This window comes from Streptomyces sp. NPDC086077 (genome assembly GCF_040686175.1).
Taxonomy (GTDB): domain Bacteria; phylum Actinomycetota; class Actinomycetes; order Streptomycetales; family Streptomycetaceae; genus Streptomyces.
Window position 1 is genome coordinate 1 of sequence record NZ_JBFBJT010000114.1, and the last position, 24,036, is coordinate 24,036.

The 24,036-nt window shown below is 72.3% G+C and carries 21 protein-coding genes and 1 pseudogene; 15 read left to right on the top strand and 7 right to left on the bottom strand.

The genetic code is table 11. The features are described from left to right. Positions 1-114 (bottom strand): annotated as a pseudogene (locus AB0O67_RS27160) (TIGR03085 family protein); the annotation flags it as partial. 82 nt (positions 115-196) lie between these two features. Here AB0O67_RS27160 and hisI point away from each other — a divergent pair. The 11 genes from hisI to lgt all read left to right on the top strand — a co-directional run bounded on the left by hisI (position 197) and on the right by lgt (position 9,066). Further along, positions 197-589, top strand: a complete 393-nt coding sequence (hisI, locus tag AB0O67_RS27165) for a phosphoribosyl-AMP cyclohydrolase (protein ID WP_365455149.1) — start codon at positions 197-199, stop codon at positions 587-589. Between the two features lie 11 nt (positions 590-600). Then, on the top strand, positions 601-2,079 hold the full coding sequence (locus tag AB0O67_RS27170) for an anthranilate synthase component I (protein ID WP_365455152.1): 1,479 nt from the start codon (positions 601-603) through the stop codon (positions 2,077-2,079). A 52-nt stretch (positions 2,080-2,131) separates the two neighbouring features. After that, positions 2,132-2,782: a TIGR02234 family membrane protein gene (locus AB0O67_RS27175; protein WP_365455155.1), complete on the top strand. Its 651-nt coding sequence runs from the start codon at positions 2,132-2,134 to the stop codon at positions 2,780-2,782. A gap of 137 nt (positions 2,783-2,919) precedes the next feature. Beyond that, positions 2,920-3,201, top strand: coding sequence for an HGxxPAAW family protein (locus tag AB0O67_RS27180; protein ID WP_365455158.1), 282 nt, complete (start codon positions 2,920-2,922; stop codon positions 3,199-3,201). A gap of 100 nt (positions 3,202-3,301) precedes the next feature. Beyond that, entirely contained in the window at positions 3,302-3,727 is a 426-nt protein-coding gene (locus AB0O67_RS27185; protein WP_365455161.1) for a DUF2752 domain-containing protein, read from the top strand. Positions 3,728-3,870: 143 nt separating this feature from the next. Next, positions 3,871-4,680: an indole-3-glycerol phosphate synthase TrpC gene (gene trpC / locus AB0O67_RS27190; RefSeq protein WP_365455164.1), complete on the top strand. Its 810-nt coding sequence runs from the start codon at positions 3,871-3,873 to the stop codon at positions 4,678-4,680. A gap of 22 nt (positions 4,681-4,702) precedes the next feature. After that, on the top strand, positions 4,703-4,918 hold the full coding sequence (locus tag AB0O67_RS27195) for a hypothetical protein (protein WP_365455167.1): 216 nt from the start codon (positions 4,703-4,705) through the stop codon (positions 4,916-4,918). A 58-nt stretch (positions 4,919-4,976) separates the two neighbouring features. Beyond that, the gene (gene trpB, locus AB0O67_RS27200) at positions 4,977-6,260 is read left to right on the top strand and encodes a tryptophan synthase subunit beta (RefSeq protein WP_365455170.1); all 1,284 of its coding nucleotides are present in this window, start codon (positions 4,977-4,979) and stop codon (positions 6,258-6,260) included. Beyond that, the gene (trpA, locus tag AB0O67_RS27205) at positions 6,257-7,075 is read left to right on the top strand and encodes a tryptophan synthase subunit alpha (RefSeq protein ID WP_365455173.1); all 819 of its coding nucleotides are present in this window, start codon (positions 6,257-6,259) and stop codon (positions 7,073-7,075) included. Before trpB ends, trpA begins: the two co-directional genes overlap by 4 nt. A 109-nt stretch (positions 7,076-7,184) precedes the next feature. Next, positions 7,185-7,958: a thioredoxin domain-containing protein gene (locus tag AB0O67_RS27210; RefSeq protein WP_365455176.1), complete on the top strand. Its 774-nt coding sequence runs from the start codon at positions 7,185-7,187 to the stop codon at positions 7,956-7,958. An 85-nt stretch (positions 7,959-8,043) separates the two neighbouring features. Further along, on the top strand, positions 8,044-9,066 hold the full coding sequence (gene lgt / locus AB0O67_RS27215; RefSeq protein WP_365455179.1) for a prolipoprotein diacylglyceryl transferase: 1,023 nt from the start codon (positions 8,044-8,046) through the stop codon (positions 9,064-9,066). Positions 9,067-9,133: 67 nt separating this feature from the next. On the opposite strand, the gene AB0O67_RS27220 is transcribed toward lgt, so the two are convergent. From AB0O67_RS27220 to AB0O67_RS27245, 6 genes are read right to left on the bottom strand one after another with little or no spacing between them, the layout of a single operon-like run. Further along, positions 9,134-9,961 (bottom strand): CoA ester lyase, encoded by an 828-nt coding sequence (locus AB0O67_RS27220; protein ID WP_365455182.1) that lies wholly within the window; start codon positions 9,959-9,961, stop codon positions 9,134-9,136. Beyond that, the gene (locus AB0O67_RS27225; protein ID WP_365455185.1) at positions 9,958-11,154 is read right to left on the bottom strand and encodes a CoA transferase; all 1,197 of its coding nucleotides are present in this window, start codon (positions 11,152-11,154) and stop codon (positions 9,958-9,960) included. Before AB0O67_RS27225 ends, AB0O67_RS27220 begins: the two co-directional genes overlap by 4 nt. 19 nt (positions 11,155-11,173) lie before the next feature. Then, positions 11,174-12,541, bottom strand: coding sequence for an ADP-ribosylglycohydrolase family protein (locus tag AB0O67_RS27230; RefSeq protein ID WP_365455188.1), 1,368 nt, complete (start codon positions 12,539-12,541; stop codon positions 11,174-11,176). Then, entirely contained in the window at positions 12,529-13,704 is a 1,176-nt protein-coding gene (locus AB0O67_RS27235) for an ADP-ribosylglycohydrolase family protein (protein ID WP_365455191.1), read from the bottom strand. Before AB0O67_RS27235 ends, AB0O67_RS27230 begins: the two co-directional genes overlap by 13 nt. Before the next feature lie 8 nt (positions 13,705-13,712). Further along, a complete protein-coding gene (locus AB0O67_RS27240) occupies positions 13,713-15,056 on the bottom strand; it encodes an ADP-ribosylglycohydrolase family protein (RefSeq protein WP_365455194.1) in 1,344 nt (447 codons plus the stop codon). Beyond that, positions 15,053-16,105 carry an ADP-ribosylglycohydrolase family protein gene (locus AB0O67_RS27245; RefSeq protein ID WP_365455196.1) on the bottom strand — a complete coding sequence of 351 codons (1,053 nt, stop codon included), beginning with the start codon at positions 16,103-16,105 and terminating at the stop codon, positions 15,053-15,055. The genes AB0O67_RS27240 and AB0O67_RS27245 overlap by 4 nt, the downstream gene beginning before the upstream one ends. 248 nt (positions 16,106-16,353) lie before the next feature. Here AB0O67_RS27245 and AB0O67_RS27250 point away from each other — a divergent pair, with 248 nt between their 5' ends. The 4 genes from AB0O67_RS27250 to AB0O67_RS27265 form a co-directional block, all read left to right on the top strand. Further along, complete coding sequence (locus tag AB0O67_RS27250) at positions 16,354-17,085, top strand: VIT1/CCC1 transporter family protein (RefSeq protein ID WP_365455198.1); 732 nt, start codon at positions 16,354-16,356, stop codon at positions 17,083-17,085. Between the two features lie 372 nt (positions 17,086-17,457). After that, a complete protein-coding gene (gltB, locus tag AB0O67_RS27255; RefSeq protein WP_365455200.1) occupies positions 17,458-22,053 on the top strand; it encodes a glutamate synthase large subunit in 4,596 nt (1,531 codons plus the stop codon). Continuing rightward, on the top strand, positions 22,046-23,509 hold the full coding sequence (locus tag AB0O67_RS27260; protein WP_365455203.1) for a glutamate synthase subunit beta: 1,464 nt from the start codon (positions 22,046-22,048) through the stop codon (positions 23,507-23,509). The genes gltB and AB0O67_RS27260 overlap by 8 nt, the downstream gene beginning before the upstream one ends. Positions 23,510-23,657: 148 nt before the next feature. Next, positions 23,658-24,036, top strand: a 379-nt coding sequence (locus tag AB0O67_RS27265; protein WP_365455206.1) for a VWA domain-containing protein, incomplete at its 3' end; no start/stop codon positions are given.

The window sequence follows — 24,036 nt, forward strand, 5'->3', positions numbered from 1 at the left end:
GTGCGCTGCCAGGTCCCGGGTCAGCCAGCCCTCGCACAGGGTGGTGGCGTCCGGACCGGCGGTCTCCAAGAGGTCGGCGAGGAGAAGCCGTTCACGCTTGGCAAAGGTCGACATGCAGTCAGCCTACGACCGCGTATCCGTACCGCCCAGTGGACGGCACCCGGGACTGTCGGTGCGGCGCGGCACAATGGCACCCATGACCAGTACGCCGCCGCCCAGCAGCCTCGACCCCGAGATCGCCGCGCGCCTCAAGCGCAGCGCGGACGGGCTCCTGCCCGCCATCGCCCAGCAGTACGACACCGGTGAGGTGCTGATGCTGGGGTGGATGGACGACGAGGCCCTGCACCGCACGCTGACGACGGGCCGCTGCACGTACTGGTCGCGCAGCCGCGGGGAGTACTGGGTCAAGGGCGACACCTCCGGTCACTTCCAGTGGGTGAAGTCCGTCGCCCTCGACTGCGACGCCGACACCGTGCTCGTCCAGGTCGACCAGGTCGGCGCCGCCTGCCACACCGGCGCGCGCACCTGCTTCGACGCCGACGTGCTGCTCAAGGACGCCGACCACGGCGTGCCCGCCCGGGATCAGTAAGGTCAGCCGCCATGGACCTCGAGACCTTCCGCAAGCTGGCCTCCGACCGCCGCGTCATCCCCGTCACGCGCAAGCTCCTCGCCGACGGCGACACACCGGTCGGGCTCTACCGCAAGCTCGCCGCCGAGCGCCCCGGCACGTTCCTGCTGGAGTCCGCGGAGAACGGCCGCTCCTGGTCCCGCTACTCGTTCGTCGGCGTCCGCAGCGCCGCCACGCTCACCGAGCGGGAAGGCCGGGTGCACTGGCTGGGCGAGCCCCCCGTGGGCGTCCCCGTCGACGGCGACCCGCTGGCCGCCCTGCGCGCCACCATCGAGGCCCTGCACACGCCCCACCAGGAGGGACTGCCGCCCTTCACCGGCGGCATGGTCGGCTACCTCGGCTACGACATCGTCCGCCGCCTGGAGAAGATCGGCCCCGGTGAGCGGGACGACCTGAAGCTGCCCGAGCTGACCATGCTGCTGACCAGCGACCTCGCGGTGATGGACCACTGGGAGGGCTCGGTGCTGCTGATCGCCAACGCGATCAACCACAACGACCTCGACACCGGCGTGGACGAGGCCTACGCCGACGCCGTGGCCCGCCTCGACGCCATGGAGGCCGACCTCGCGCGCGCGGTGGCCCAGCCGCCGGCCGTGCTGCCGCCCTCCGAGCTGCCGGAGTACAGCGCCCTGTGGGGCGGGCCCGACTTCCACACGGCCGTCGAGGACGTCAAGGAGCGCATCCGGGCCGGCGAGGCCTTCCAGGTCGTGCCGTCGCAGCGGTTCGAGACGCCGTGCACGGCGAGCGCGCTGGACGTCTACCGGGTGCTCAGGGCCACGAACCCCTCGCCGTACATGTACCTGCTCCGCCTCGAGGGCTTCGACGTCGTCGGCTCCTCGCCCGAGGCGCTGGTCAAGGTCGAGGACGGGCGGGCGCTGGTGCACCCCATCGCCGGCACCCGGCCGCGGGGCGCCACCCCGCAGGAGGACCAGACGCTCGCCGAGGAACTGCTCGCCGACCCCAAGGAGCGCGCCGAGCACCTCATGCTGGTCGACCTCGGCCGCAACGACCTCGGCCGGGTCTGTGAACCCGGCTCGGTGGAGGTCGTCGACTTCATGTCCGTCGAGCGGTACTCGCACGTCATGCACATCGTCTCCACGGTCACGGGCCGGGTCTCGGCGGGCCGCACCGCCTTCGACGTGCTGACGGCCTGCTTCCCGGCGGGCACCCTCTCCGGCGCGCCCAAGCCGCGCGCGATGCAGATCATCGACGAACTGGAGCCGTCCCGGCGCGGGCTGTACGGCGGCTGCGTCGGCTATCTCGACTTCGCCGGCGACTCCGACACGGCCATCGCCATCCGCACGGCCCTGCTGCGCGACGGCACCGCGTACGTGCAGGCGGGCGCGGGCATCGTCGCGGACTCCGACCCGATCGCCGAGGACACGGAGTGCCGCAACAAGGCGGCGGCGGTCCTGCGCGCGGTCCACACCGCGAACCGGCTCGCACAATAGGGCGCTTCTCACGTGTACCCCGGGTGACGCTGCACGCTCCGGGCAGGCGATAGTGGAGTACGTGACTGCTGCTCCTCACCCCCGTACCGAAGCCCCCGGCCCCGCGCGTGCCGGGCGCCGGAGTCTTGCCCTCGCCCTGACGAGCGGTGCGCTCGGCGCGGCGGTGGCGCTGCTGGCCACCCGTCAGCAGTGGTCGCGGGGCACCGCGTCGGTGGCCGGCGGCCCCTTCCCGCTGACCGCCCGGGGCAGTGACGTCACCGGCGTCCCGGCGGCCCTCGCCATAGTGGGCCTCGCCGCGCTGGTCGCCGTCTTCGCCGTCCGCCGCGGCGGCCGCTTCCTGGTGGCCGGGCTGCTCGCGCTGTGCGGCGCCGGCACCGTCGCCGCCGCCCTGTACGGCGCCTCCGACAGCTCCGCGCTCGACGAGCAGGCCGCGCGGGCCTCCGGCGACACCTCCGCCACCGTCCAGGCCCTCACCCACACCGCGTGGCCGTACGCCGCGGCCGTGGGCGGCGCCCTCATCCTGCTCGCCGGGCTGCTCGCCCTGCGCTACGGCCGCCTGTGGCCCGCGATGTCCGGCCGCTACGAGCGCGGCGGCGCCCTGCGCCCGCGCCGCAGCGCCCCGGCCGTCGACCCCGACCGGCCCGAGGACCTCTGGAAGGCCCTCGACCGCGGCGAGGACCCTACCGGTACCGGCCCGGCGTAGCCTCCGGGTCAGCCGTCCCGGTGTGGCGAAAGAGACGCACCCGGGATGAGCCCCCCGCGCCGCCGGGGAGTGCGCGTGCGGGACAATGAATGTCGAGCGTCAGGCTCACACACGCATACAGCAACGAGGAGCAAGCAATGGCGGACAGCAGCCACGGGCACGGTCACACCCCCGCCGCCTGGACCGGTGTCATGATCATCTTCATCGGTTTCTGCGTCGCGGGTGCCTTCATGGTGATGGACAACCCGCTCGGCTTCTGGGGTGGCATGGCGATCATCGTCCTGGGCGGTGTCATCGGCGGGATCATGCGCGCGATGGGCCTCGGCGCGCCCAAGGCGCAGCCCCTCAAGATGACCCCCGGCGCGAAGCGGTCCGAGCGGACCGTGGCCACGCGCGAGCCGGTCGCCGTCGAGAGCTGATCCTTCCCGTACGGCCTTTCTCCGCCGCGACCTCGTCGAGGGGCGGCCCGGCACCGCACCGGGCCGCCCCTCGCGCACGTCCGCGTGAGGGCCGGGCACAATGCGGGGCATGAACGCCGACAGCCGCAGCACCCGCGCCGGACGGCTGGCCGCCCCCGCCGGCGTCCTCGTGGCCGTCGTCGCCGCCTTCGCCTATGTGGGCGCCGTGGACCCCAACGAACCCGGCCACTACCCCGTCTGCCCGCTGCTGCGCGTCACCGGCCTGTACTGCCCCGGCTGCGGCGGCCTGCGCAGCGCGCACGCCTTCGTGCACGGCGACCTTCCGGCGGCGCTGCACGCGAACGCGGTGGCCGTCGCCGGCTATCTGCTCTTCGCCGCGCTGTGGACCGTATGGGTGGTCCGCGCGGCGCGCGGCCGTCCGCCGCGGCTCGATCCGCGGCCCGCGGTCATGTGGTCCGTGGGCGCGTTGCTGCTGCTCTTCACGGTTGTCCGGAACCTGCCCTTCGGTGGCTGGCTCCACCCTTGATCAACTGGTGGATGTCCAGGTAGTGGGACCGCCGTCAACCGGATGCGAGGCCTACGCCCGGCTCCGGATACCATCGCAGTGACCACCGGTTTTCTTCTTCGGTGCCGCTTCGACAGTCAACCGTCTGGAAGGGGGCCACTCGCGTGAGTGTGCTCGACGAGATCATCGACGGAGTCCGTGCCGACCTCGCGGAACGGCAGGCGCGCGTGAGTCTCGACGAGCTCAAGGAGCGCGCGGCGAAGGCCCCCGCGGCCAAGGACGGACTGGCCGCCCTGCGCGGTGACGGCGTCAAGGTCATCTGCGAGGTCAAGCGGTCCAGCCCCTCCAAGGGCGCGCTGGCCGCGATCGCCGACCCGGCCGGCCTCGCGGCGGACTACGAGGCGGGCGGCGCGGCCGTCATCTCCGTCCTCACCGAACAGCGCCGCTTCGGCGGCTCCCTCGCGGACCTGGAGGCGGTCCGCGCGCGCGTGGACATCCCCGTCCTGCGCAAGGACTTCATCGTCACCTCGTACCAGCTGTGGGAGGCCCGGGCGTACGGCGCCGACCTGGTGCTGCTGATCGTCGCGGCCCTCGACCAGCCCGCCCTGGAGTCCCTGATCGAGCGGGCGGTGTCCATCGGGCTCACCCCGCTCGTCGAGGTGCACGACGAGGACGAGATCGACCGCGCGGTCGACGCGGGCGCCAAGCTCATCGGCGTCAACGCGCGCAACCTCAAGACGCTCGAGGTCGACCGCGGCACCTTCGAGCGGATCGCCCCGGAGATCCCGGAGGGCGTCGTCAAGATCGCCGAGTCCGGCATCCGCGGCCCGCACGACCTGATCGCCTACGCCAACGCCGGGGCGGACGCCGTGCTCGTCGGCGAGTCCCTCGTCACCGGCAAGGACCCCAGGACGGCGGTGTCCGACCTGGTGGCGGCGGGTGCCCACCCCGCACTGCGGCACGGCCGGGGCTGATCCGCCGGTAGGCTTGGCCACGATGACGACCACGACGACGACCCCGGACCGGCACGCCCGCCTCGCGCGCGGCTGTCGCCCCCGAGGCTGCCGCGCCCCCGCCCGCCGGGTGCACGGCCGCCGGGTCCGCTACGTCATCGGTGACGAACCCGGCCAGGTGAACGGCCGTCGATGGCAGCGCCCCCTCGGGGGCGCGGGGAACTGCGTGACAAGCCGCAGCCGGCCGTCGGCCGCCTGACGGCACCCCGCTCCCACGGCGATTAGTGCACTCCACCGACTCACCGTGAGGTTTCCGCATGCCCAGCCAGTTCTTCATCCCCGACCCGGAGGGTCGAACCCCCAGTGCCGAGGGCTACTTCGGCGCGTTCGGCGGCAAATTCATCCCGGAGGCCCTGGTCGCCGCCGTGGACGAGGTCGCCGTCGAGTACGACAAGGCCAAGGCCGATCCCGAGTTCGCCCGCGAGCTCGACGACCTGCTCGTCAACTACACCGGCCGCCCCTCGGCGCTCACCGAGGTCCCCCGCTTCGCCGCGGAAGCGGGCGGCGCCCGGGTCTTCCTCAAGCGCGAGGACCTGAACCACACCGGGTCCCACAAGATCAACAACGTGCTCGGCCAGGCCCTGCTCACCCGGCGGATGGGCAAGACCCGCGTCATCGCCGAGACCGGCGCCGGCCAGCACGGCGTCGCCACGGCCACCGCCTGCGCCCTCTTCGGCCTCGACTGCACGATCTACATGGGCGAGATCGACACCCGGCGCCAGGCCCTGAACGTGGCCCGGATGCGGATGCTCGGCGCCGAGGTCATCGCCGTGAAGTCCGGCAGCCGCACGCTGAAGGACGCCATCAACGAGGCGTTCCGCGACTGGGTCGCCAACGTCGACCACACCCACTACCTGTTCGGCACCGTGGCGGGCCCGCACCCCTTCCCCGCCATGGTCCGCGACTTCCACCGCGTGATCGGCGTCGAGACCCGCCGCCAGCTCCTGGAACGAGCCGGCCGGCTCCCCGACGCGGCCGTCGCCTGCGTCGGCGGCGGCTCCAACGCCATCGGCCTGTTCCACGCCTTCATCCCCGACGCCGGCGTACGTCTCGTCGGCTGCGAGCCCGCCGGGCACGGTGTGGAGACCGGCGAGCACGCGGCCACCCTGACCGCGGGCGAGCCCGGCATCCTGCACGGTTCGCGGTCGTACGTCCTCCAGGACGACGAGGGCCAGATCACCGAGCCGTACTCGATCTCCGCCGGGCTCGACTACCCCGGCATCGGCCCCGAGCACTCCTACCTCAAGGACATCGGCCGCGGCGAGTACCGCGCGATCACCGACGACGCCGCGATGCGGGCCCTGCGGCTGCTCTCGCGGACCGAGGGGATCATCCCGGCCATCGAGAGCGCCCACGCGCTCGCCGGTGCCCTGGAGGTCGGCCGGGAGCTGGGCAAGGACGGGCTGATCGTGGTCAACCTCTCCGGCCGCGGCGACAAGGACATGGACACCGCCGCCCGCTACTTCGGGCTGTACGACACCGACGCCGAGGTCGCCGAGGACGCCTCCGGCACCGCCGAGATCGAGGGGGACGCCAAGTGAGCGGGAACATCCAGCTGCTGAGCGACACCCTCGCCGCGGCCAGGTCCGAGGGGCGTTCCGCCCTGATCGCCTACCTCCCGGCCGGGTTCCCGACCGTGGACGGCGGCATCGCGGCGATCAAGGCCGTTCTCGACGGCGGCGCCGACGTCGTGGAGGTGGGGCTGCCGCACAGCGACCCCGTGCTCGACGGCCCGGTCATCCAGACCGCCGACGACATCGCCCTGCGCGGCGGCGTGCGGATCGCGGACGTCATGCGCACCGTCCGCGAGACGCACCAGGCCACCGGCAAGCCGGTCCTCGTCATGACCTACTGGAACCCCATCGACCGCTACGGCGTCGAGCGCTTCACCGCCGAACTGGCCGAGGCGGGCGGCGCCGGGTGCATCCTGCCCGACCTGCCGGTGCAGGAGTCGGCGCTGTGGCGCGAGCACGCCGAGAAGCACGGCCTGGCGACGGTCTTCGTGGTCGCGCCGAGCAGCAGGGACGAGCGGCTCGCGCAGATCACCGCGGCGGGCAGCGGCTTCGTGTACGCCGCCTCGCTGATGGGCGTCACGGGCACCCGCGAGACGGTCGGCGCGCAGGCCCAGGACCTGGTGCGGCGGACCCGGGACACGGGCACGTCCCTGCCGGTGTGCGTCGGGCTCGGTGTCTCCGACGCGAGGCAGGCCGCCGAGGTGGCCGGCTTCGCCGACGGGGTGATCGTCGGCTCGGCCTTCGTCAAGCGGATGCTGGACGCGCCGGACGACGCGGCCGGCGTCGAGGCGGTCCGCGCGCTCGCGGCCGACCTGGCGAAGGGCGTGCGCGGCCAGGCGTAGCCGGCCCGGATGCATACGGCTGCAAAGCGGCAAGTCATACGGGTCCCTCGTACGGGTGGACCTGGGGCCGGGGAGGCGCGGTGCGCCTCCCCGGTTCGTTCTGCGGGGTGTGAGCGAGAAGAACCGTGACGGAAAGCGCACCGCCCGGGAGCGGCTGGCGGTCGAGCGTGACAAGCAGAGGGCCGCGGACAAGCGCAGGCGGGCGCTGATCGTCGGCGCGGCGGTCGTCGGCGTCCTGGGCCTGGCCGCGGTGATCGGCGTGGTCGCCGCGAACGCCGGCAAGGACACCGACGACAGCGCGGGCCCGGTCGTGGCCCCCTCGGGGGCGAACGGCGAGGACAACCTCGCCATCCCGGTCGGCAAGGGCGACGCCAGGTCGACGCTCACCGTCTGGGAGGACTTCCGCTGCCCGGCCTGCCAGTCCTTCGAGCAGACCTACCGCTCGACGATCCACGAGCTGACGGACGCCGGCCAGCTGAGGGTGGACTACCGCCTGGCCACGATCATCGACGGCAACATGGGCGGCACCGGCTCCCGCAACGCGGCCAACGCCGCGGCCTGCGCCCAGGACGCCGGTCACTTCACGGCGTACCACGACGTGCTCTACGACAACCAGCCCCCCGAGACCGACGACGCCTTCGCGGACAACGCGAAGCTGATCGAGCTGGCCGGGAAGGTCAAGGGCCTGGACACGCCCGCGTTCCGCAAGTGCGTCGAGGACGGCCGGCACAACAGCTGGGTCGACAAGTCCAGCGCGGCCTTCGGCAAGGGCGGCTTCAGCGGCACGCCGACCGTGCTGCTCAACGGCAAGAACATCTACCAGGACCAGACGATGACGCCCGCGAAGCTGAAGCAGCAGGTGCAGGAGGCCGCGCGCGGCTGAGGCGCGCGGCCACCGGGCCTGTTATGGAGCCGTAGCCGGGCTGCTCGACATCGGGCCTGCCCGGCACGGTAGCGTCGACCCTGCCATGGAACTTGCCTACATTCCCAGCCCGTCGCGCGGAGTGCTGTACATCGGCCCGATCCCGCTGCGCGGCTACGCGTTCTGCATCATCCTCGGCGTCTTCGTGGCCGTGTGGTACGGCAACAAGCGCTGGATCGCCCGTGGTGGGCGCACCGGCACTGTGGCCGACATCGCGGTCTGGGCGGTGCCGTTCGGCCTGGTCGGCGGCCGCCTCTACCACGTGATCACGGACTACGAGCTGTACTTCAGCGAGGGCCGTGACTGGGTGGACGCCCTCAAGATCTGGGAGGGCGGCCTCGGTATCTGGGGCGCGATCGCGCTGGGCGCGGTCGGCGCGTGGATCGGCTGCCGCCGGCGGGGCATCCCGCTGCCCGCCTACGCCGACGCCGTCGCCCCCGGTATCGCCCTGGCACAGGGCATCGGGCGCTGGGGCAACTGGTTCAACCAGGAGCTGTACGGGCGGGAGACCGACCTCCCCTGGGCGCTGCACATCACGTCCACGGCGGACGGCCGGGTGCCGGGGTACTACCACCCGACGTTCCTCTACGAGTCCCTGTGGTGCATCGGTGTCGCGGTGCTGGTGATCTGGGCCGACCGGCGGTTCAAGCTCGGCCACGGCCGGGCGTTCGCGCTGTACGTCGCCTCCTACTGCGCGGGCCGGTTCTGGATCGAGTACATGCGGGTCGACGACGCCCACCACATCCTCGGGCTGCGGCTGAACAACTGGACCGCGCTGCTGGTGTTCGTGCTGGCCGTGGTCTACATCGTGTTCTCCGCGAAGAGGCGGCCGGGCCGTGAGGCCGTGGTCGAACCGGATCCCGCCGCCTCCGGCGACGAGGCCGAGGGCGCCGACAGGACCGACGACGCCGACGAGTCCGGCGATGCCGAGAAGGCCGAGAAGGCCGACGGTGACAGTGCGTCCGGGGAGGCCGAGTCCGAGAAGGCCAAGTCCGAAGCGGCGGAGGACGAAGCGGGCGAGGACGAGGCGGTCGGGGACGAGGCCGGGACGGCGACGAAGAAGAGCTGACGATCTGTCGTACGCGGACGAGGGCGCCCGGAGTTCTTCCGGGCGCCCTCGTCCGTGTTCCGGCGCGTCAGTCGCGGTGGGCCAGCGCCAGGGTCCTGGTCGCCTCACCGACCACCGCCGCGTCGATGAACGTGCCGTCCGGGAGGGCCTGCGCGGAGCTGTTGACGGCCGCCGCCTTGAGGATGGTCTCGGCCTTCTCGATCTCCTCCGGGGTGGGGAGATAGGCCCGTTCGATGATCGGGAGCTGGCGGGGGTGGATGGCGGCCCGGCCCAGGAAGCCCAGGGTCCGGCCGTGGGCGCAGGTCGCCGCCAGCCCGTCCAGGTCACGGACGTCCGGGTGCACCGACTGGGGTGGCGGGGCGAGGGCCGCCGCCCGCGCCGCGTTGACGATGCGGGAGCGGGGCCAGTCGAGGCCGCTGTCGCATCGCACGCCGAGGTCGGCCCGCAGGTCGGCCTCGCCCAGGGAGATGCCCCGCAGTGCGGGGTGGGCGCAGGCGATGGCGTAGGCGTGCTCGATGGCGAGGGCGGATTCCAGCAGCGCGTACAGGGGTGGCCGGCTGCCGTCGGCGCCCGTCCGGTCCGCCGTCAGGGTGATGTGGCGGGGGGACGCCACCTTCGGCAGGCGCAGGCCCGAGAGGCCGGGGAGGGCGGCGAGCGACTTCAGGTCCTTGTCGGCCCACGGGGTGTCCAGGGCGTTGACGCGGACGTGCACCGGGGTGGGGTGGTGGGGCTCGGAGAGGAGTTCCGCGGTGGCGGCGCGGGCGTAGTCCTTGCGCTCGGGCGCGACGGCGTCCTCCAGGTCGACCACGACGACGTCGGCGCCCGCGGCGAGGGCCTTGTGGACCACGTGGGGGCGGTCGCCGGGTGCGTACAGCCAGGTCAGTGGGGTGGTCACAGGGCGCCCTCCGCGCGGAGGGCGCCCAGTTCCTCGGCGGTCAGGCCCAGTTCGGTGAGTACCTCGTCGGTGTCCGCGCCGTGCGGGCGGCCCGCCCAGCGGATGGAGCCGGGCGTGGCGGAGAGGCGGAAGAGGACGTTCTGCATGCGGAGAGGGCCCAGCTCGGGGTCGTCGACGGTGGTGACGGTGTCCAGGGCCGCGTACTGGGGGTCGGTCATCACGTCGCGGATGTCCTGGACAGGGGCCACCGCCGCCTCGGCCTTCTCGAAGGCCGCGAGGACCTCGTCGCGGGGACGTTCGGCGATCCAGCTGCCGACCGCCTCGTCGAGGACGTCGGCGTGCCGGGCGCGGTCGGCGCCCGTGGCGAACCACGGCTCGTCGATCAGCTCGGGGCGGCCGACCAGGCGCATCACGCGTTCGGCGATGGACTGGGCCGAGGTCGAGACCGCGACCCAGCTGCCGTCGGCCGTGCGGTAGGTGTTGCGCGGGGCGTTGTTCTGGGAGCGGTTGCCGGTCCGGGGCTGGACGTGGCCGAGCTGGTCGAACCAGAGGGGGTGCGGGCCGAGGACCGTGAGGATCGGCTCGATGATCGCCATGTCGACGACCTGTCCCTCGCCGGTGCGGTCGCGGGCGGCGAGGGCGGCCATCACTCCGTACGCCGTGGCCAGGCCGGCGATGGAGTCGGCGAGGCCGAAGGGCGGGAGCGTCGGGGGCGCGTCGGGTTCGCCGGTGATCGCGGCGAAGCCGCTCATCGCCTCGGCGAGGGTGCCGAAGCCCGGGCGGTGCGCGTAGGGCCCGAACTGGCCGAAGGCGGTGACGCGGGTGAGGATCAGGCGGGGGTTGACGGCCGAGAGCTCCGGCCAGCCGAGGTCCCACTTCTCCAGGGTGCCCGGGCGGAAGTTCTCGATGACGACGTCCGCGTCGGCGGCCAGACGGCGCAGGGTGGCCTGGCCGCCGGGCTTGGAGAGGTCGAGGGTGATGGTGCGCTTGTTGCGGCCGAGGTGCTTCCACCACAGGCCGATGCCGTCCTTGGCGGGGCCGTGGCCCCGGGAGGGATCCGGTTTCCCGGGGTGCTCGATCTTGATGACCTCCGCGCCGAAGTCGCCGAGCAGGGTGGCGGCGAGCGGGCCGGCGAAGAGGGTGGCCATGTCGAGGACGCGGAGGCCGCCGAGGGGCGGGGTGGGTGTGGTCATGTCGTGCACTCGGTACGGGTCATGGGCGGGTCGCCTCCAGGAGGGTGAGGTGGGCCAGCGTGTCGAAGCCGGTGCCGTCGAAGTCCGCGATGGAGGTGGCGAGGCGGTTCTTGAGGGGTGCCGTCCAGTGGTCCGGGAGCGCGGTCGGGGTGCCGGCGACGAGGGCGGCGACGCTGCCGGCGGTGGCCCCGTTGGAGTCGGTGTCCCAGCCACCGGAGACCGCGCGGCAGATGCTGCCGGTGAAGTCGCCGTCCGCGTGGGTGAGGGCGGCGGCGACCAGGGCGGTGTTGGGGACGGCGTGGACCCAGTGGTAGGCGGCGTGCCGGGTGTGGAGTTCGTCCACGACCGTGTCGAAGTCCTCGTGGGACCGGGCGAGTCGGACGGCGTGCCGGACGGCCTCGGCCAGGCGGGAGTGCGGGGGGACGACGCCGAGTCCGGTGCGCAGGCTGGTGTGGACGTCGGCGGTGCCGGTGGCCGCGGTGGCGATGGTGGCGGCGGTGAACATCGCGGCGTAGACGCCGTTCGCGGTGTGGCTGAGGGTGGCGTCCCGGTGTGCCTGTTCGGCCGCGGCGGCGGGGTCGCCGGGGTTGGTCCAGCCGTGGAGGTCGGCGCGGATCAGGGCGCCGATCCATTCACGGAAGGGGTTGCGGTGGCGGGCGGTGTGCGGGGGCTCGATGCCGCTGAGGAGATTGCGGTAGGCGACGCGTTCCGCGGTGAAGGCGCGGCCGGCGGGGAGTTCGTCGAGCCAGAGGCCGGCCACGTCCGCGGTGGTGAAGCTCCGGGTGCGGCGCTGGAGCAGGAGGAGGTTGAGGAGGGGGTAGTTGAGGTCGTCGTCCTCGGGCATGCCGTCGATGTTCTCGGCGAGCGAGGTGCCGGCCGAGCGGCGGTTCCAGGGGTGGGTGTCGAGAAGCGGCTGGGGGACTCCCCGGGCGGTGAAGTAGGTGGCAAGGGGCCAGTTGCCGGTGGCGCGGGCGAGTTGGCGGATTCCGGTGAGGGGGAGCTTCTCGACCGGTTTGCCCAGCAGGCAGCCGACGGCCCGGCCCAGCCAGGCGGCGTGCAGGCGTGCCTCCAGGTCTGCCGGGGGGCCCGCGGCGCGCTCCGACGACGGCCAGTCGGGGCACAGGGACCTGATCCTCGCCAGGCCCGTCGGCTCCCGGTCCTGGAGCCGGCTGGGCAGGTCCGCCAGTTCGTCCAGCAGGTCCTCGGCCAGTTGCCGCAGGTAGCGGGAGGCCGGTTGCGGGGAGGCGCCCGCCCGGACCGGGGCGTCGGGACCGCCCGCCGCGTTCCAGCGCCTTTCGACGGCGGTCGGCCGGCGGCCGTCCTGGTGTGCCTGGCGGAGTTCGTGGCCGAGCAGGTCCTCGGGCTGGACCCAGGTCAGTCGGAGCATCCGGTGCCTCCCAGCGCGATGAACGCCTCCTCGTGGGCACGGCGCCGGCTCACGTCCCGACGGAAGATCTCCGCCGTGACCTCGCCGAGCGCGCGCCCCGGTTCCCACAGGTCCAGGCGGCTGGCCTCCGCCACCGTCTTCGACCACTCGTCCGGGACCGGGGAGCCCAGGGCCCCGGCCAGCGCGCCCGCCATCGTGGCGATCGAGTCGCAGTCGCGGCCGTAGTTCACCGAGCCCAGGACCGCTTGGCGGTAGTCGCCGCCCGCGACCAGCAACATGCCCAGCGCGACGGGGAGTTCCTCGATGGCGTGCAGGCGGGAGGGACGGCGGGCGCCGAGCGAGGGGGTGCGGTAGTCGGGACCCACCGTGTCGTACGGGGCCACCGCCTCACGCAGCGGAGTCAGCGCCGACTCGAAGTCCGCGTGTCCGGACGCCGCTTCGCACACCGCCGCGATCGCCGCCCGTGTGCCGTCCTTCGCGTGCTCCAGGCATGCCGTCACCACCGATTCCGGTGTCGCCCCGGGGGAGCAGGCCGCCGCCACCGCCGCAGCGAAGACGCCCGCCGCCTCGCGGCCGTACGACGACTGGTGGGCGCCCGCGACGTCCAGCGCCTCGGCGTAGGCACCCGCCGGGTTGGCCGCGTTGACCAGGCCGACCGGGGCCATGTACATCGCGGCACCGCAGTTCACGATGTTGCCGACGCCGGCCTCCCGGGGGTCGACGTGACCGTAGTGGATCCGCGCCACCAGCCACTTCTCCGCCAGGAAGATCCGCTGCAGGGGGAGGGCCTGCGCCTCCAGCTCCGGGATCCAGCGTGGGGTGGTGATCAGGTCGGGGACCAGGCGGTCGGCGACGGCATAGGCGTCGAGGTGGTCGCGGACCTCGGCGTAGACCCGTACCAGCGCGTGGGTCATCAAGGTGTCGTCGGTGACGTGGCCGTCGCCCTTGTGGTACGGCGCGATGGGGCGGGCGGTGCGCCAGGCGCCGCCGTTCCAGGGGCCGACGACGCCGTGGACGCGGCCGCCGTGGCGCTCGGTGATCTGGTCGGGGGAGTAGCCCTCGACGGGGCCGCCGAGAGCGTCGCCGACGGCCGCGCCGACCAGGGCGCCGGTGATCCGCTCACTGAGGGAGTCTGCTCGGCTTTCTTCTCCTTTGGGGGTCATGAGCCGAATCATCCCCCTGGCGGGGCCGGTTGTGCGGCTTCCAGGAGTTCGGCGAGTTCCACCAGGTCGGTGCCGGTGAGGCGGGGGAGTACGCAGCCGGAGAGGTGCCGGCAGGTGTCGCGCCAGGTGCCGGGGACCGCCGCGCCGCCGCCGAGCGCGCCGGTGAGGGCGCCCGCGAGGGCCGGGGCCGAGTCCGCGACGCGCGAGAGACAGGCCGCGGCGGGTACCGCCTCCGCGATCCGGCCCTGGGAGGCCATGGTGAGGGCGAGGGCGACCGGGACCGTCTCGGCGGCGGCGATGCCGTAGCTGTAGACGTGGTCCACGATCTGGTGTTCCAGGAGGGGGATCAGCGCGAAGGCGCTGACCGCGTCCGCCGCCAGCTTCAGGGCGTGGCGGGCGTTGCGGCCGATCTCCGTCCCCTCGGGCAGTTCGGCGAGCGCCGCCGTCACGCAGGTGTGCGGGGTGGCTCCGGTGAGCGCGAGGGAGACGGCGGCGGCCATCGCGCGGGCGCCGTGCACGCCGTCGCCGTCCTGGGTGTAGCGGGCGTCGAACTCGGCGAGGGACGCGGCGAGCGCGGGGTCACCGGGGTGGGCGACGGCGAGCACGCAGGCCCGGACGCAGGCGGCGTCGTCGAAGTAGTGCGGGTTGTCGTGGCCGGTCGCGGGTGGACGCAGGCCGGCGGCGAGGTTGCCGAGGCCGGCCCGGACGGAGATGCGGGCGCGCAGCGGGAGCACGGCGGACTCGATCTCGGGGGCGCGTTCGGCTGCCGCCGCCACCTCACTGGCCACGGAGTTCCAGGTCAGGTCGATGGCCGCGCGCACGCGGCGTTCCCGGCTGAGGTCGCCGAGGACGGTGTCGTCGCCGGCGCGCAGCACGGCCTCCGCGGCGAAGGCCGCCCACTCGGCGTCGTCGGAGGGGCCGAGGCGGAGGGGTTCGGGGGGCTGGTTGAGGGCGATGGGGACGGGGAGGGTGGTCGTCGCGTTGTGCTCGGCGAAGGTGTCCAGTTCGCGGGTCAGCCGGCGGGTCCATTCGGGCATGCGGGCGGCTCGGTGGCGGGCGGCGGGCCAGCCGGCGGCGTCGCCTGCGGCGAGGCCCAGGAGGAGACCCTCGATCCTGCTGCCGGTGGTGGTGTCGGGTGCTGTGGCCTCGGCTTCGCCTTCGGCTCGGTGTTTCCCGCCCGCGCCACCCTTACCGATCTCCTGCTCGGGTGGGGGTGGCCCCTGAGGGGGGTTCTCGCCGTCGGCGGGCGCGGGTTCGGGGTCGCTTGTCAGGGCTTCGTCGAGGTCCGTCGACGTCGGCGGGGTGTGCAGGGTAAGGGGGCCTGTCTCGTCCCACGGGGCCGGGGGCTTCATCGGATCGCCTCGCCTGGTGCCGCCGCTGCACGGCCGGCCCGGTAGGGGCGGTCGTCCTCCGGGGTCAGCAGGTCCGCCACGTCCAGTACGTGGTGGCCGGCCATCGACGGCAGGCAGCTTCCCCGCGCCGGGCCGATCGCCGTCGCCCACTCCTGCGGGATCGCGGACTCGCCCTGCTGCGCGCCGGCCAGGGCGCCCGCGACCGCGGCCGTGGTGTCGGCGTCCCGGCCCATGTTGACGGCCGTGAGCACCGCCTCCTCGAAGTCGCCGTCCGCCGCCGCGTACGCGCCGAAGGCCAGGGCGACCGCCTCGGGAGCGAGGTCGGTCCACGGGTAGCCGCCGATGACCACGGCGGAGCGCACCGCGCGTTCGCCGCGGTGGGCGACGACCACGGCACGCCGCAGGGAACGCGCGGTCCAGGAGTCGTCCGGCACGACGGCGAGCGCCGAGGCGACCACTGCGGTGGCCGGAGCGCCCGCCATCGCCGCCGCGACCCCGGCCGCGACCGCCTGGCCGCCGTAGATGCCCTCCCCCTCGTGGCTGACGGAGCCGTCGATCGCCACCAGGCGGGCCGCCTCGGCGGGGCGGCCCGCGGCGAACACCCCGAAGGGCGCGGCGCGCATCGCGAGGCCGTCGCTCCAGGCGTGCCGGTGCTGGGCGGAGATCGGGGCGGCGAGGCCGCGGCGGAGGTTCTCCAGGGTGCCGCGTTCGCTGAAGCCCGCGCCCCGGAACTGGCCCTCGGCACGGTCCGCGATCCAGGCGTGCCAGGCCGCCTCCACATGGGCGGGGGTGAGGGCGGAGCCGTGCCGGGCGAGCAGCAGGCCCGAGAAGATCGCGTACTCGGTGTCGTCGGTGCCGGAGGGGCGGTCGGCGACGTAGCCGGTGATGCGGCCCCAGCGGGCGCGGATCTCGGACGGCTTCATGTTCTCGGCGGGGGCGCCCAGGGCGTCGCCGACGGCGAGGCCGAGCAGGGCGCCGCGGGCCCGGGAACGGAGTTCCGCGGCGTCCCCGGGGGCCGGTACCGAGGGAACGCGGGCGATCGATGGCATCGCGGCCTCTCCTCTCAGGGCGGGTGACCCTTTGCGGAACTGTCCCCGGTGCGGTGTGCCGCGCAGCCTCACGAGCCTCAGTGTCACCCGGTCGACATCTGAGCGACTTGATAATCGGATGAGCAAGAAAGGGTAAAGCCGCAGGTTAGCCGAGCCTTTCCTTCCTGGCGGGGGCGGAATCCCCGACGTAGGCTGGTTGTTGTCGAAAAGTGGAACGAGTCCAAGTTAGCTTTCGTTGGGGGACCGGTATGGCCATCATCGAGACCGAGGCGGCGCTGCACGAGGCGCATCGCGACAACCACACGCACCGGGACGTCAACGGCGGCTGGCTGCGCCCCGCCGTGTTCGGCGCGATGGACGGCCTGGTCTCCAACCTCGCTCTGATGACCGGTGTCGCGGGCGGTGCGGTCGGTCAGCAGACCATCGTGCTGACCGGGCTCGCGGGCCTCGCCGCCGGCGCCTTCTCCATGGCCGCCGGTGAGTACACGTCGGTGGCCTCCCAGCGTGAGCTGGTCGAGGCCGAGCTGGACGTCGAGCGCCGCGAGCTGCGCAAGCACCCGAAGGACGAGGAGGCCGAGCTCGCCCGGCTCTACGAGACGCGTGGCGTCGAGCCGGGTCTGGCCCGTGAGGTGGCCCGGCAGCTGTCGAAGGATCCCGAGCAGGCGCTGGAGATCCATGCCCGCGAGGAGCTCGGCGTCGATCCCGGCGATCTTCCGTCGCCGCTGGTCGCCGCGGTGTCGAGCTTCGGCTCCTTCGCGCTCGGCGCCCTGCTTCCGGTGCTGCCGTACCTGCTCGGTGCGACGGTGCTGTGGCCGGCCGTGCTGCTCGCGTTGCTCGGTCTGTTCGGGTGTGGTGCCGTGGTGGCCAAGGTGACGGCGCGGACCTGGTGGTTCAGCGGGTTGCGGCAGCTCGCCCTCGGTGGCGCCGCGGCCGGTGTGACCTACGCCCTGGGCAGTCTGTTCGGAACGGCCGTAGGATAGGGCGGCTCGTGCTTTATGCGGAGAGCCGCATAAGTAGCCGTTACTGTCTGGTTTCGAGTGCGTAATCGCCGGGCATGAGCCGTAAGCGCTGTGGGCAATGAGGCCTCCGGCGCACTCGCGGGGTGAGCGACGCTGCTCGCCCTGCCCACCGGGCCGACGGACAAGGATCTGTCCTCCCCGGCCCCCCATGAATCGCTGCCGCGAGCCGCGGTGTCTTCGTCGCGCACCCTTGCGAGAAGTCCACATGTTGGAACGGTCTATCCGCTTCCCGAGAACCGCCCCATCATGTAACCTGCACGAAATTTTGATCTCACGCGAGGGCCAGCGTCGTCCCTCGGCACTTGAACATGCCACTTGACGACGGGAGAGCCGATGCGTACGCCGCGCCAGCCGTCCCAGCATTCCGCGAATGGCCAGAACTGGTCTTTCATGGATGCTCGCCCTGCTGCGCAGGGTATGTACGACCCCCGCAACGAGCACGACGCCTGCGGCGTCGGCTTCGTGGCCACCCTCACCGGTGAGGCGAGCCATGCGCTGGTCGAACAGGCGCTCACGGTGCTGCGCAACCTGGAGCACCGCGGGGCCACCGGCTCCGAGCCGGACTCCGGTGACGGCGCGGGCATTCTCGCCCAGGTGCCGGACTCCTTCCTCCGTGAGGTGGCCGGATTCGATCTGCCGAAGGCCGGCGGTTACGCCGTCGGTATCGCCTTCCTGCCGGAGGACGGCGCCGACGAGGCTGTCTCACGTATCGAGACGATCGCGGCCGACGAGGGCCTGACCGTCCTCGGCTGGCGCGAGGTCCCCGTCGCGCCCGAGCTGCTCGGCGCCACCGCCCGTTCGACGATGCCCGCCTTCCGGCAGGTCTTCGTCACCGACGGCGCTTCGGAGGGCATCGCCCTCGACCGCAAGGCCTTCGTGCTGCGCAAGCGCGCCGAGCGCGAGGCCGGCGTCTACTTCCCCTCGCTGTCCGCCCGGACGATCGTCTACAAGGGCATGCTGACCACAGGCCAGCTGGAGCCGTTCTTCCCGGACCTGTCCGACCGCCGATTCGCATCCGCGATCGCGCTCGTGCACTCCCGGTTCTCCACGAACACCTTCCCGTCGTGGCCACTGGCGCACCCGTACCGCTTCGTCGCGCACAACGGTGAGATCAACACCGTCAAGGGCAACCGCAACTGGATGCGGGCCCGCGAGTCCCAGCTGCACTCCGAGCTGTTCGGCGCCCCGGAGAAGCTCGCGAAGGTCTTCCCGGTCTGCACGCCCGACGCCTCCGACTCGGCGTCCTTCGACGAGGTGCTCGAACTGCTGCACCTCGGCGGGCGTTCGCTGCCCCACTCGGTGCTGATGATGATCCCCGAGGCGTGGGAGAACCACGACTCCATGGACCCGACCCGGCGCGCCTTCTACCAGTACCACTCCACGATGATGGAGCCCTGGGACGGCCCGGCCTGCGTCACCTTCACCGACGGCACCCAGGTCGGCGCCGTTCTCGACCGCAACGGTCTGCGCCCCGGCCGCTACTGGGTCACCGACGACGGCCTCGTCGTCCTCGGCTCCGAGGTCGGCGTCCTCGACATCGACCCCGCGAAGGTCGTCCGCAAGGGCCGCCTCCAGCCCGGCCGCATGTTCCTCGTGGACACCGCCGAGCACCGCATCATCGAGGACGACGAGATCAAGGCACAGCTCGCCGGCGAGAACCCCTACGCCGACTGGCTGGAGGCCGGCGAGATCGAGCTGAGCGACCTGCCCGAGCGTGAGCACATCGTGCACACCCACGCCTCGGTCACCCGCCGCCAGCAGACCTTCGGCTACACCGAGGAAGAGCTGCGCGTCATCCTGGCGCCGATGGCCAAGGCCGGCGCCGAGCCGATCGGCTCGATGGGCACCGACTCGCCGATCGCCGCGCTGTCCGACCGCCCGCGTCTGCTCTTCGACTACTTCACGCAGCTGTTCGCGCAGGTCACCAACCCGCCGCTGGACGCGATCCGCGAGGAACTGGTCACCTCGCTGCGCAGCTCGCTGGGCCCGCAGGGCAACCTGCTGGAGCCGACGGCCGCCTCCTGCCGCAGTGTCGTGCTGCCCTTCCCGGTGATCGACAACGACGAGCTGGCCAAGCTCATCCACATCAACGCCGACGGCGACATGCCCGGCATGAAGGCCGCCACGCTCTCCGGCCTCTACCGCGTCAGCGGTGGCGGTGACTCCCTCGCCGCGCGGATCGAGGAGATCTGCGCCGAGGCCGACGGCGCGATCGAGAACGGCGCCCGGCTGATCGTGCTGTCCGACCGGCACTCGGACGCCGAGCACGCGCCGATCCCCTCGCTGCTGCTCACCGCGGCCGTCCACCACCACCTCATCCGCACCAAGCAGCGCACCCACGTGGGCCTGCTGGTCGAGGCCGGTGACGTCCGCGAGGTCCACCACGTCGCCCTGCTCATCGGCTACGGCGCGGCCGCCGTCAACCCGTACCTGGCGATGGAGTCCGTCGAGGACCTGGTCCGCGCGGGTACCTTCCTGCCGGGCATCGAGGCCGAGAAGGCCATCCGCAACCTGATCTACGCCCTCGGCAAGGGCGTGCTGAAGGTCATGTCCAAGATGGGCATCTCCACCGTCGCCTCCTACCGCGGCGCCCAGGTCTTCGAGGCCGTCGGTCTCGACGAGGCATTCGTGGAGGAGTACTTCAACGGCACCGCCACCAAGATCGGCGGCGTCGGCATCGACGTCATCGCCAAGGAGGTCGCCGCCCGGCACGCCAAGGCGTACCCCGCCTCGGGCATCGCCCCGGCGCACCGCGCGCTGGAGATAGGCGGCGAGTACCAGTGGCGCCGCGAGGGCGAGCCGCACCTGTTCGACCCGGAGACGATCTTCCGCCTCCAGCACTCCACGCGCACCGGCCGCTACGACATCTTCAAGAAGTACACCGAGCGGGTGAACGAGCAGTCCGAGCGCCTGATGACGCTGCGCGGCCTGTTCGGCTTCAGGTCCGGTCGCCAGCCGATCTCCGTCGACGAGGTCGAGCCGGCCAGTGAGATCGTCAAGCGGTTCTCCACCGGCGCCATGTCCTACGGCTCGATCTCGCGCGAGGCGCACGAGACGCTCGCCATCGCCATGAACCAGCTCGGCGGAAAGTCCAACACCGGCGAGGGCGGCGAGGACCCGGACCGTCTGTACGACCCGGCACGCCGGTCGTCGATCAAGCAGGTGGCCTCCGGCCGCTTCGGCGTGACCAGCGAGTACCTCGTCAACTCCGACGACATCCAGATCAAGATGGCCCAGGGCGCCAAGCCCGGCGAGGGCGGTCAGCTGCCCGGCCACAAGGTGTACCCGTGGGTGGCCAGGACCCGGCACTCCACGCCGGGCGTGGGGCTCATCTCCCCGCCGCCGCACCACGACATCTACTCCATCGAGGATCTGGCCCAGCTGATCCACGACCTGAAGAACGCGAACCCGCAGGCGCGGATCCACGTGAAGCTGGTCTCCGAGGTCGGCGTCGGCACGGTCGCGGCCGGTGTGTCCAAGGCGCACGCCGACGTGGTGCTCATCTCCGGTCACGACGGTGGCACCGGTGCCTCTCCGCTGACCTCGCTGAAGCACGCCGGTGGCCCCTGGGAGCTCGGTCTCGCCGAGACCCAGCAGACGCTGCTGCTCAACGGCCTGCGCGACCGGATCGTCGTCCAGACCGACGGCCAGCTGAAGACCGGCCGGGACGTCGTCATCGCCGCGCTGCTCGGCGCCGAGGAGTTCGGTTTCGCGACCGCGCCGCTCGTCGTCTCCGGCTGCGTCATGATGCGCGTCTGCCACCTGGACACCTGCCCGGTCGGCATCGCCACCCAGAACCCGACGCTGCGCGAGCGCTTCACCGGCAAGGCCGAGCACGTGGTGAACTTCTTCCGGTTCATCGCCGAGGAGGTCCGCGAGCTGCTGGCCGAGCTGGGCTTCCGCTCCATCGAGGAGGCCGTCGGCCACGCCGAGGCCCTCGACGTCACGCGGGCCGTCGACCACTGGAAGGCGCAGGGCCTGGAGCTCGAGCCGCTGTTCCACGTGCCCGACCTGCCCGAGGGCGCGGTGCGCCACCAGCTCGTCGCCCAGGACCACGGCCTGGAGAAGGCGCTCGACAACGAGCTGATCAAGCTCGCCGCCGATGCCCTGGCCGCGGCCGGTGCCACCGACGCCCAGCCGGTGCGCGCCCAGGTCGCCATCCGCAACATCAACCGCACGGTCGGCACCATGCTCGGCCATGAGGTGACGAAGAAGTTCGGCGGGGCGGGCCTGCCCGACGACACCATCGACATCACCTTCACCGGCTCGGCCGGCCAGTCCTTCGGCGCCTTCGTCCCGCGCGGCATCACGCTGCGCCTGGAGGGCGACGCCAACGACTACGTCGGCAAGGGCCTGTCGGGTGGCCGTGTGATCGTCCGCCCGGACCGCGGCGCGGACCACCTCGCCGAGTTCAGCGTCATCGCGGGCAACACCCTCGCGTACGGCGCGACCGGCGGCGAGATGTTCCTGCGCGGCAAGGTCGGCGAGCGCTTCTGCGTCCGCAACTCCGGCGCGCTGGTGGTCTCCGAGGGCGTGGGCGACCACGGCTGCGAGTACATGACCGGCGGTCACGCGGTGGTGCTCGGCGAGACGGGCCGCAACTTCGCGGCCGGCATGTCCGGTGGCGTCGCGTACGTCATCGACCTCGACCGGGACAACGTCAACATCGGCAACGTGGAGGCCGTCGAGGCCCTCGACGACACCGACAGGCAGTGGCTGCACGACGTGGTGCGCCGCCACCAGGAGGAGACCGGCTCCACGGTCGCCGAGAAGCTCCTGGCCGAGTGGGACACCGCGGTCGAGCGCTTCAGCAAGATCATCCCCAGCACGTACAAGGCAGTGCTCGCCGCCAAGGACGCCGCCGAGCGAGACGGTCTCTCCGAGTCCGAGATCACCGAGAAGATGATGGAGGCGGCGATCAATGGCTGACCCGAAGGGCTTTCTGAACCACGGCCGCGAGGTCGCCAGGTCCCGCCCGGTCGAGGAGCGCGTCAGGGACTGGAACGAGGTCTACGTTCCCGGCTCCCTGCTGCCGATCATCAGCAAGCAGGCCAGCCGCTGCATGGACTGCGGCATCCCGTTCTGCCACAACGGCTGTCCGCTCGGGAACCTGATCCCCGAGTGGAACGACTACGCCTACCGCGAGGACTGGGGCGCCGCGTCGGAGCGCCTGCACGCCACGAACAACTTCCCGGAGTTCACCGGCCGCCTGTGCCCGGCCCCGTGCGAGTCGGCGTGTGTGCTGGGCATCAACCAGCCGGCGGTCACCATCAAGAACGTCGAGGTCTCGATCATCGACAAGGCGTGGGAGACCGGCGAGGTCGCCCCGCAGATCCCGGAGCGGCTGTCCGGCAAGACGGTCGCGGTGATCGGCTCGGGCCCGGCGGGCCTGGCGGCGGCCCAGCAGCTGACCCGCGCCGGCCACACCGTGGCGGTGTACGAGCGGGCGGACCGCGTCGGCGGCCTCCTGCGCTACGGCATCCCCGAGTTCAAGATGGAGAAGCGGCACATCAACCGCCGTATCGAGCAGATGCGCGCGGAGGGCACCCGTTTTCGCACCGGCGTCGAGATCGGCCGCGACATGAAGGCGACGGACCTGAAGAAGCGGTACGACGCCATCGTCATCGCCGCCGGGGCCACGACCGCCCGTGACCTCCCGGTCCCCGGCCGGGAACTCAAGGGCGTCTACCAGGCGATGGACTACCTGCCGCTGGCCAACAAGGTCCAGGAGGGCGACTACGTCACCACCCCGGTCTCGGCCGAGGGCAAGCACGTCGTCGTCATCGGCGGGGGTGACACGGGCGCCGACTGCGTGGGCACCGCCCACCGTCAGGGCGCGGCCTCGGTCACCCAGTTGGAGATCATGCCCCGCCCGGGCGACGAGCGGGACGCCGTCCGGCAGCCGTGGCCGACCTTCCCCATGCTGTACAAGGTCACGTCCGCGCACGAGGAGGGCGGCGAGCGGGTCTACGCCGTCTCGACCACCCACTTCGAGGGCGACGAGGACGGCAACGTCCAGTGGCTGCACCTCGTCGAGGTCGAGTTCGTCGACGGCAAGCTGACCCCGCGGCCGGGTACCGAGCGCAAGATCCCCGCCCAGCTGGTCACGCTGGCGATGGGCTTCACCGGCACCGACCGTGAGAACGGCTTGGTCGACCAGTTCGGCCTGGAGCTCGACGAACGCGGCAACATCGCCCGCGACGCCGACTTCCGCACCAACGTGCCGGGCGTCTACGTCGCCGGGGACGCCGGCCGCGGCCAGTCCCTCATCGTGTGGGCGATCGCGGAGGGCCGCTCGGCCGCCCGTGGCGTCGACCGCTTCCTCACGGGCGCCAGCGACCTTCCGGCCCCGATCCGCCCGACGGACCGCGCGCTGATGGTCTGACGGCCCACCGAAAGAGACGTCCCGTACAACGACGTACGGGCTGGTTGTCTGGGGGGGTTCCCCAGACTCCCCCCGAGACGGCGCCTGCCCGCCAGTCCCCGACCGGACGACTGGGCAGGCGCCGTCGCTCGTGCCGTAACCTCGCGGCGTGGCAGCCATCAGTCTCACCAAGGTCGAACAGAGCGCTCCGGCGCTCGTGAACCTGTACAAGAGCGCCGCGGTCTCGCTGGCCAAGCACGGCCTGGAGGGACAACGGGCCGCCGTGTACCTCGTCGTCGACTACTCGGGATCGATGAAGCCGTACTACCAGGACGGCAGCGTGCAGGCACTGGCCGACCGGGTGCTCGGGCTCTCGGCGCATCTGGACGACGACGGCAGGGTGCCCGTGGTGTTCTTCTCCACGGACATCGACGCCGTCACCGAGATCGCCCTCGCCGACCACCAGGGCCGGATCGAACGGATCGTGGCGGGCCTGGGGCACATGGGCAGGACCAGCTACCACCTGGCCATGGACGCCGTCATCGACC

Bases quoted from the DNA above. Each gene is read 5' to 3' on its own strand.
- AB0O67_RS27225 (WP_365455185.1), bottom strand. From the start codon at position 11,154: ATGACCACACCCACCCCGCCCCTCGGCGGCCTCCGCGTCCTCGACATG.
- AB0O67_RS27260 (WP_365455203.1), top strand. From the start codon at position 22,046: ATGGCTGACCCGAAGGGCTTTCTGAACCACGGCCGCGAGGTCGCCAGG.
- AB0O67_RS27240 (WP_365455194.1), bottom strand. From the start codon at position 15,056: ATGAAGCCCCCGGCCCCGTGGGACGAGACAGGCCCCCTTACCCTGCAC.
- AB0O67_RS27195 (WP_365455167.1), top strand. From the start codon at position 4,703: ATGACGACCACGACGACGACCCCGGACCGGCACGCCCGCCTCGCGCGC.
- AB0O67_RS27180 (WP_365455158.1), top strand. From the start codon at position 2,920: ATGGCGGACAGCAGCCACGGGCACGGTCACACCCCCGCCGCCTGGACC.
- AB0O67_RS27250 (WP_365455198.1), top strand. From the start codon at position 16,354: ATGGCCATCATCGAGACCGAGGCGGCGCTGCACGAGGCGCATCGCGAC.
- trpB (WP_365455170.1), top strand. From the start codon at position 4,977: ATGCCCAGCCAGTTCTTCATCCCCGACCCGGAGGGTCGAACCCCCAGT.
- AB0O67_RS27170 (WP_365455152.1), top strand. From the start codon at position 601: ATGGACCTCGAGACCTTCCGCAAGCTGGCCTCCGACCGCCGCGTCATC.
- AB0O67_RS27245 (WP_365455196.1), bottom strand. From the start codon at position 16,105: ATGCCATCGATCGCCCGCGTTCCCTCGGTACCGGCCCCCGGGGACGCC.
- lgt (WP_365455179.1), top strand. From the start codon at position 8,044: ATGGAACTTGCCTACATTCCCAGCCCGTCGCGCGGAGTGCTGTACATC.
- AB0O67_RS27185 (WP_365455161.1), top strand. From the start codon at position 3,302: ATGCGGGGCATGAACGCCGACAGCCGCAGCACCCGCGCCGGACGGCTG.
- AB0O67_RS27230 (WP_365455188.1), bottom strand. From the start codon at position 12,541: ATGCTCCGACTGACCTGGGTCCAGCCCGAGGACCTGCTCGGCCACGAA.
- gltB (WP_365455200.1), top strand. From the start codon at position 17,458: ATGCGTACGCCGCGCCAGCCGTCCCAGCATTCCGCGAATGGCCAGAAC.
- AB0O67_RS27235 (WP_365455191.1), bottom strand. From the start codon at position 13,704: ATGACCCCCAAAGGAGAAGAAAGCCGAGCAGACTCCCTCAGTGAGCGG.
- hisI (WP_365455149.1), top strand. From the start codon at position 197: ATGACCAGTACGCCGCCGCCCAGCAGCCTCGACCCCGAGATCGCCGCG.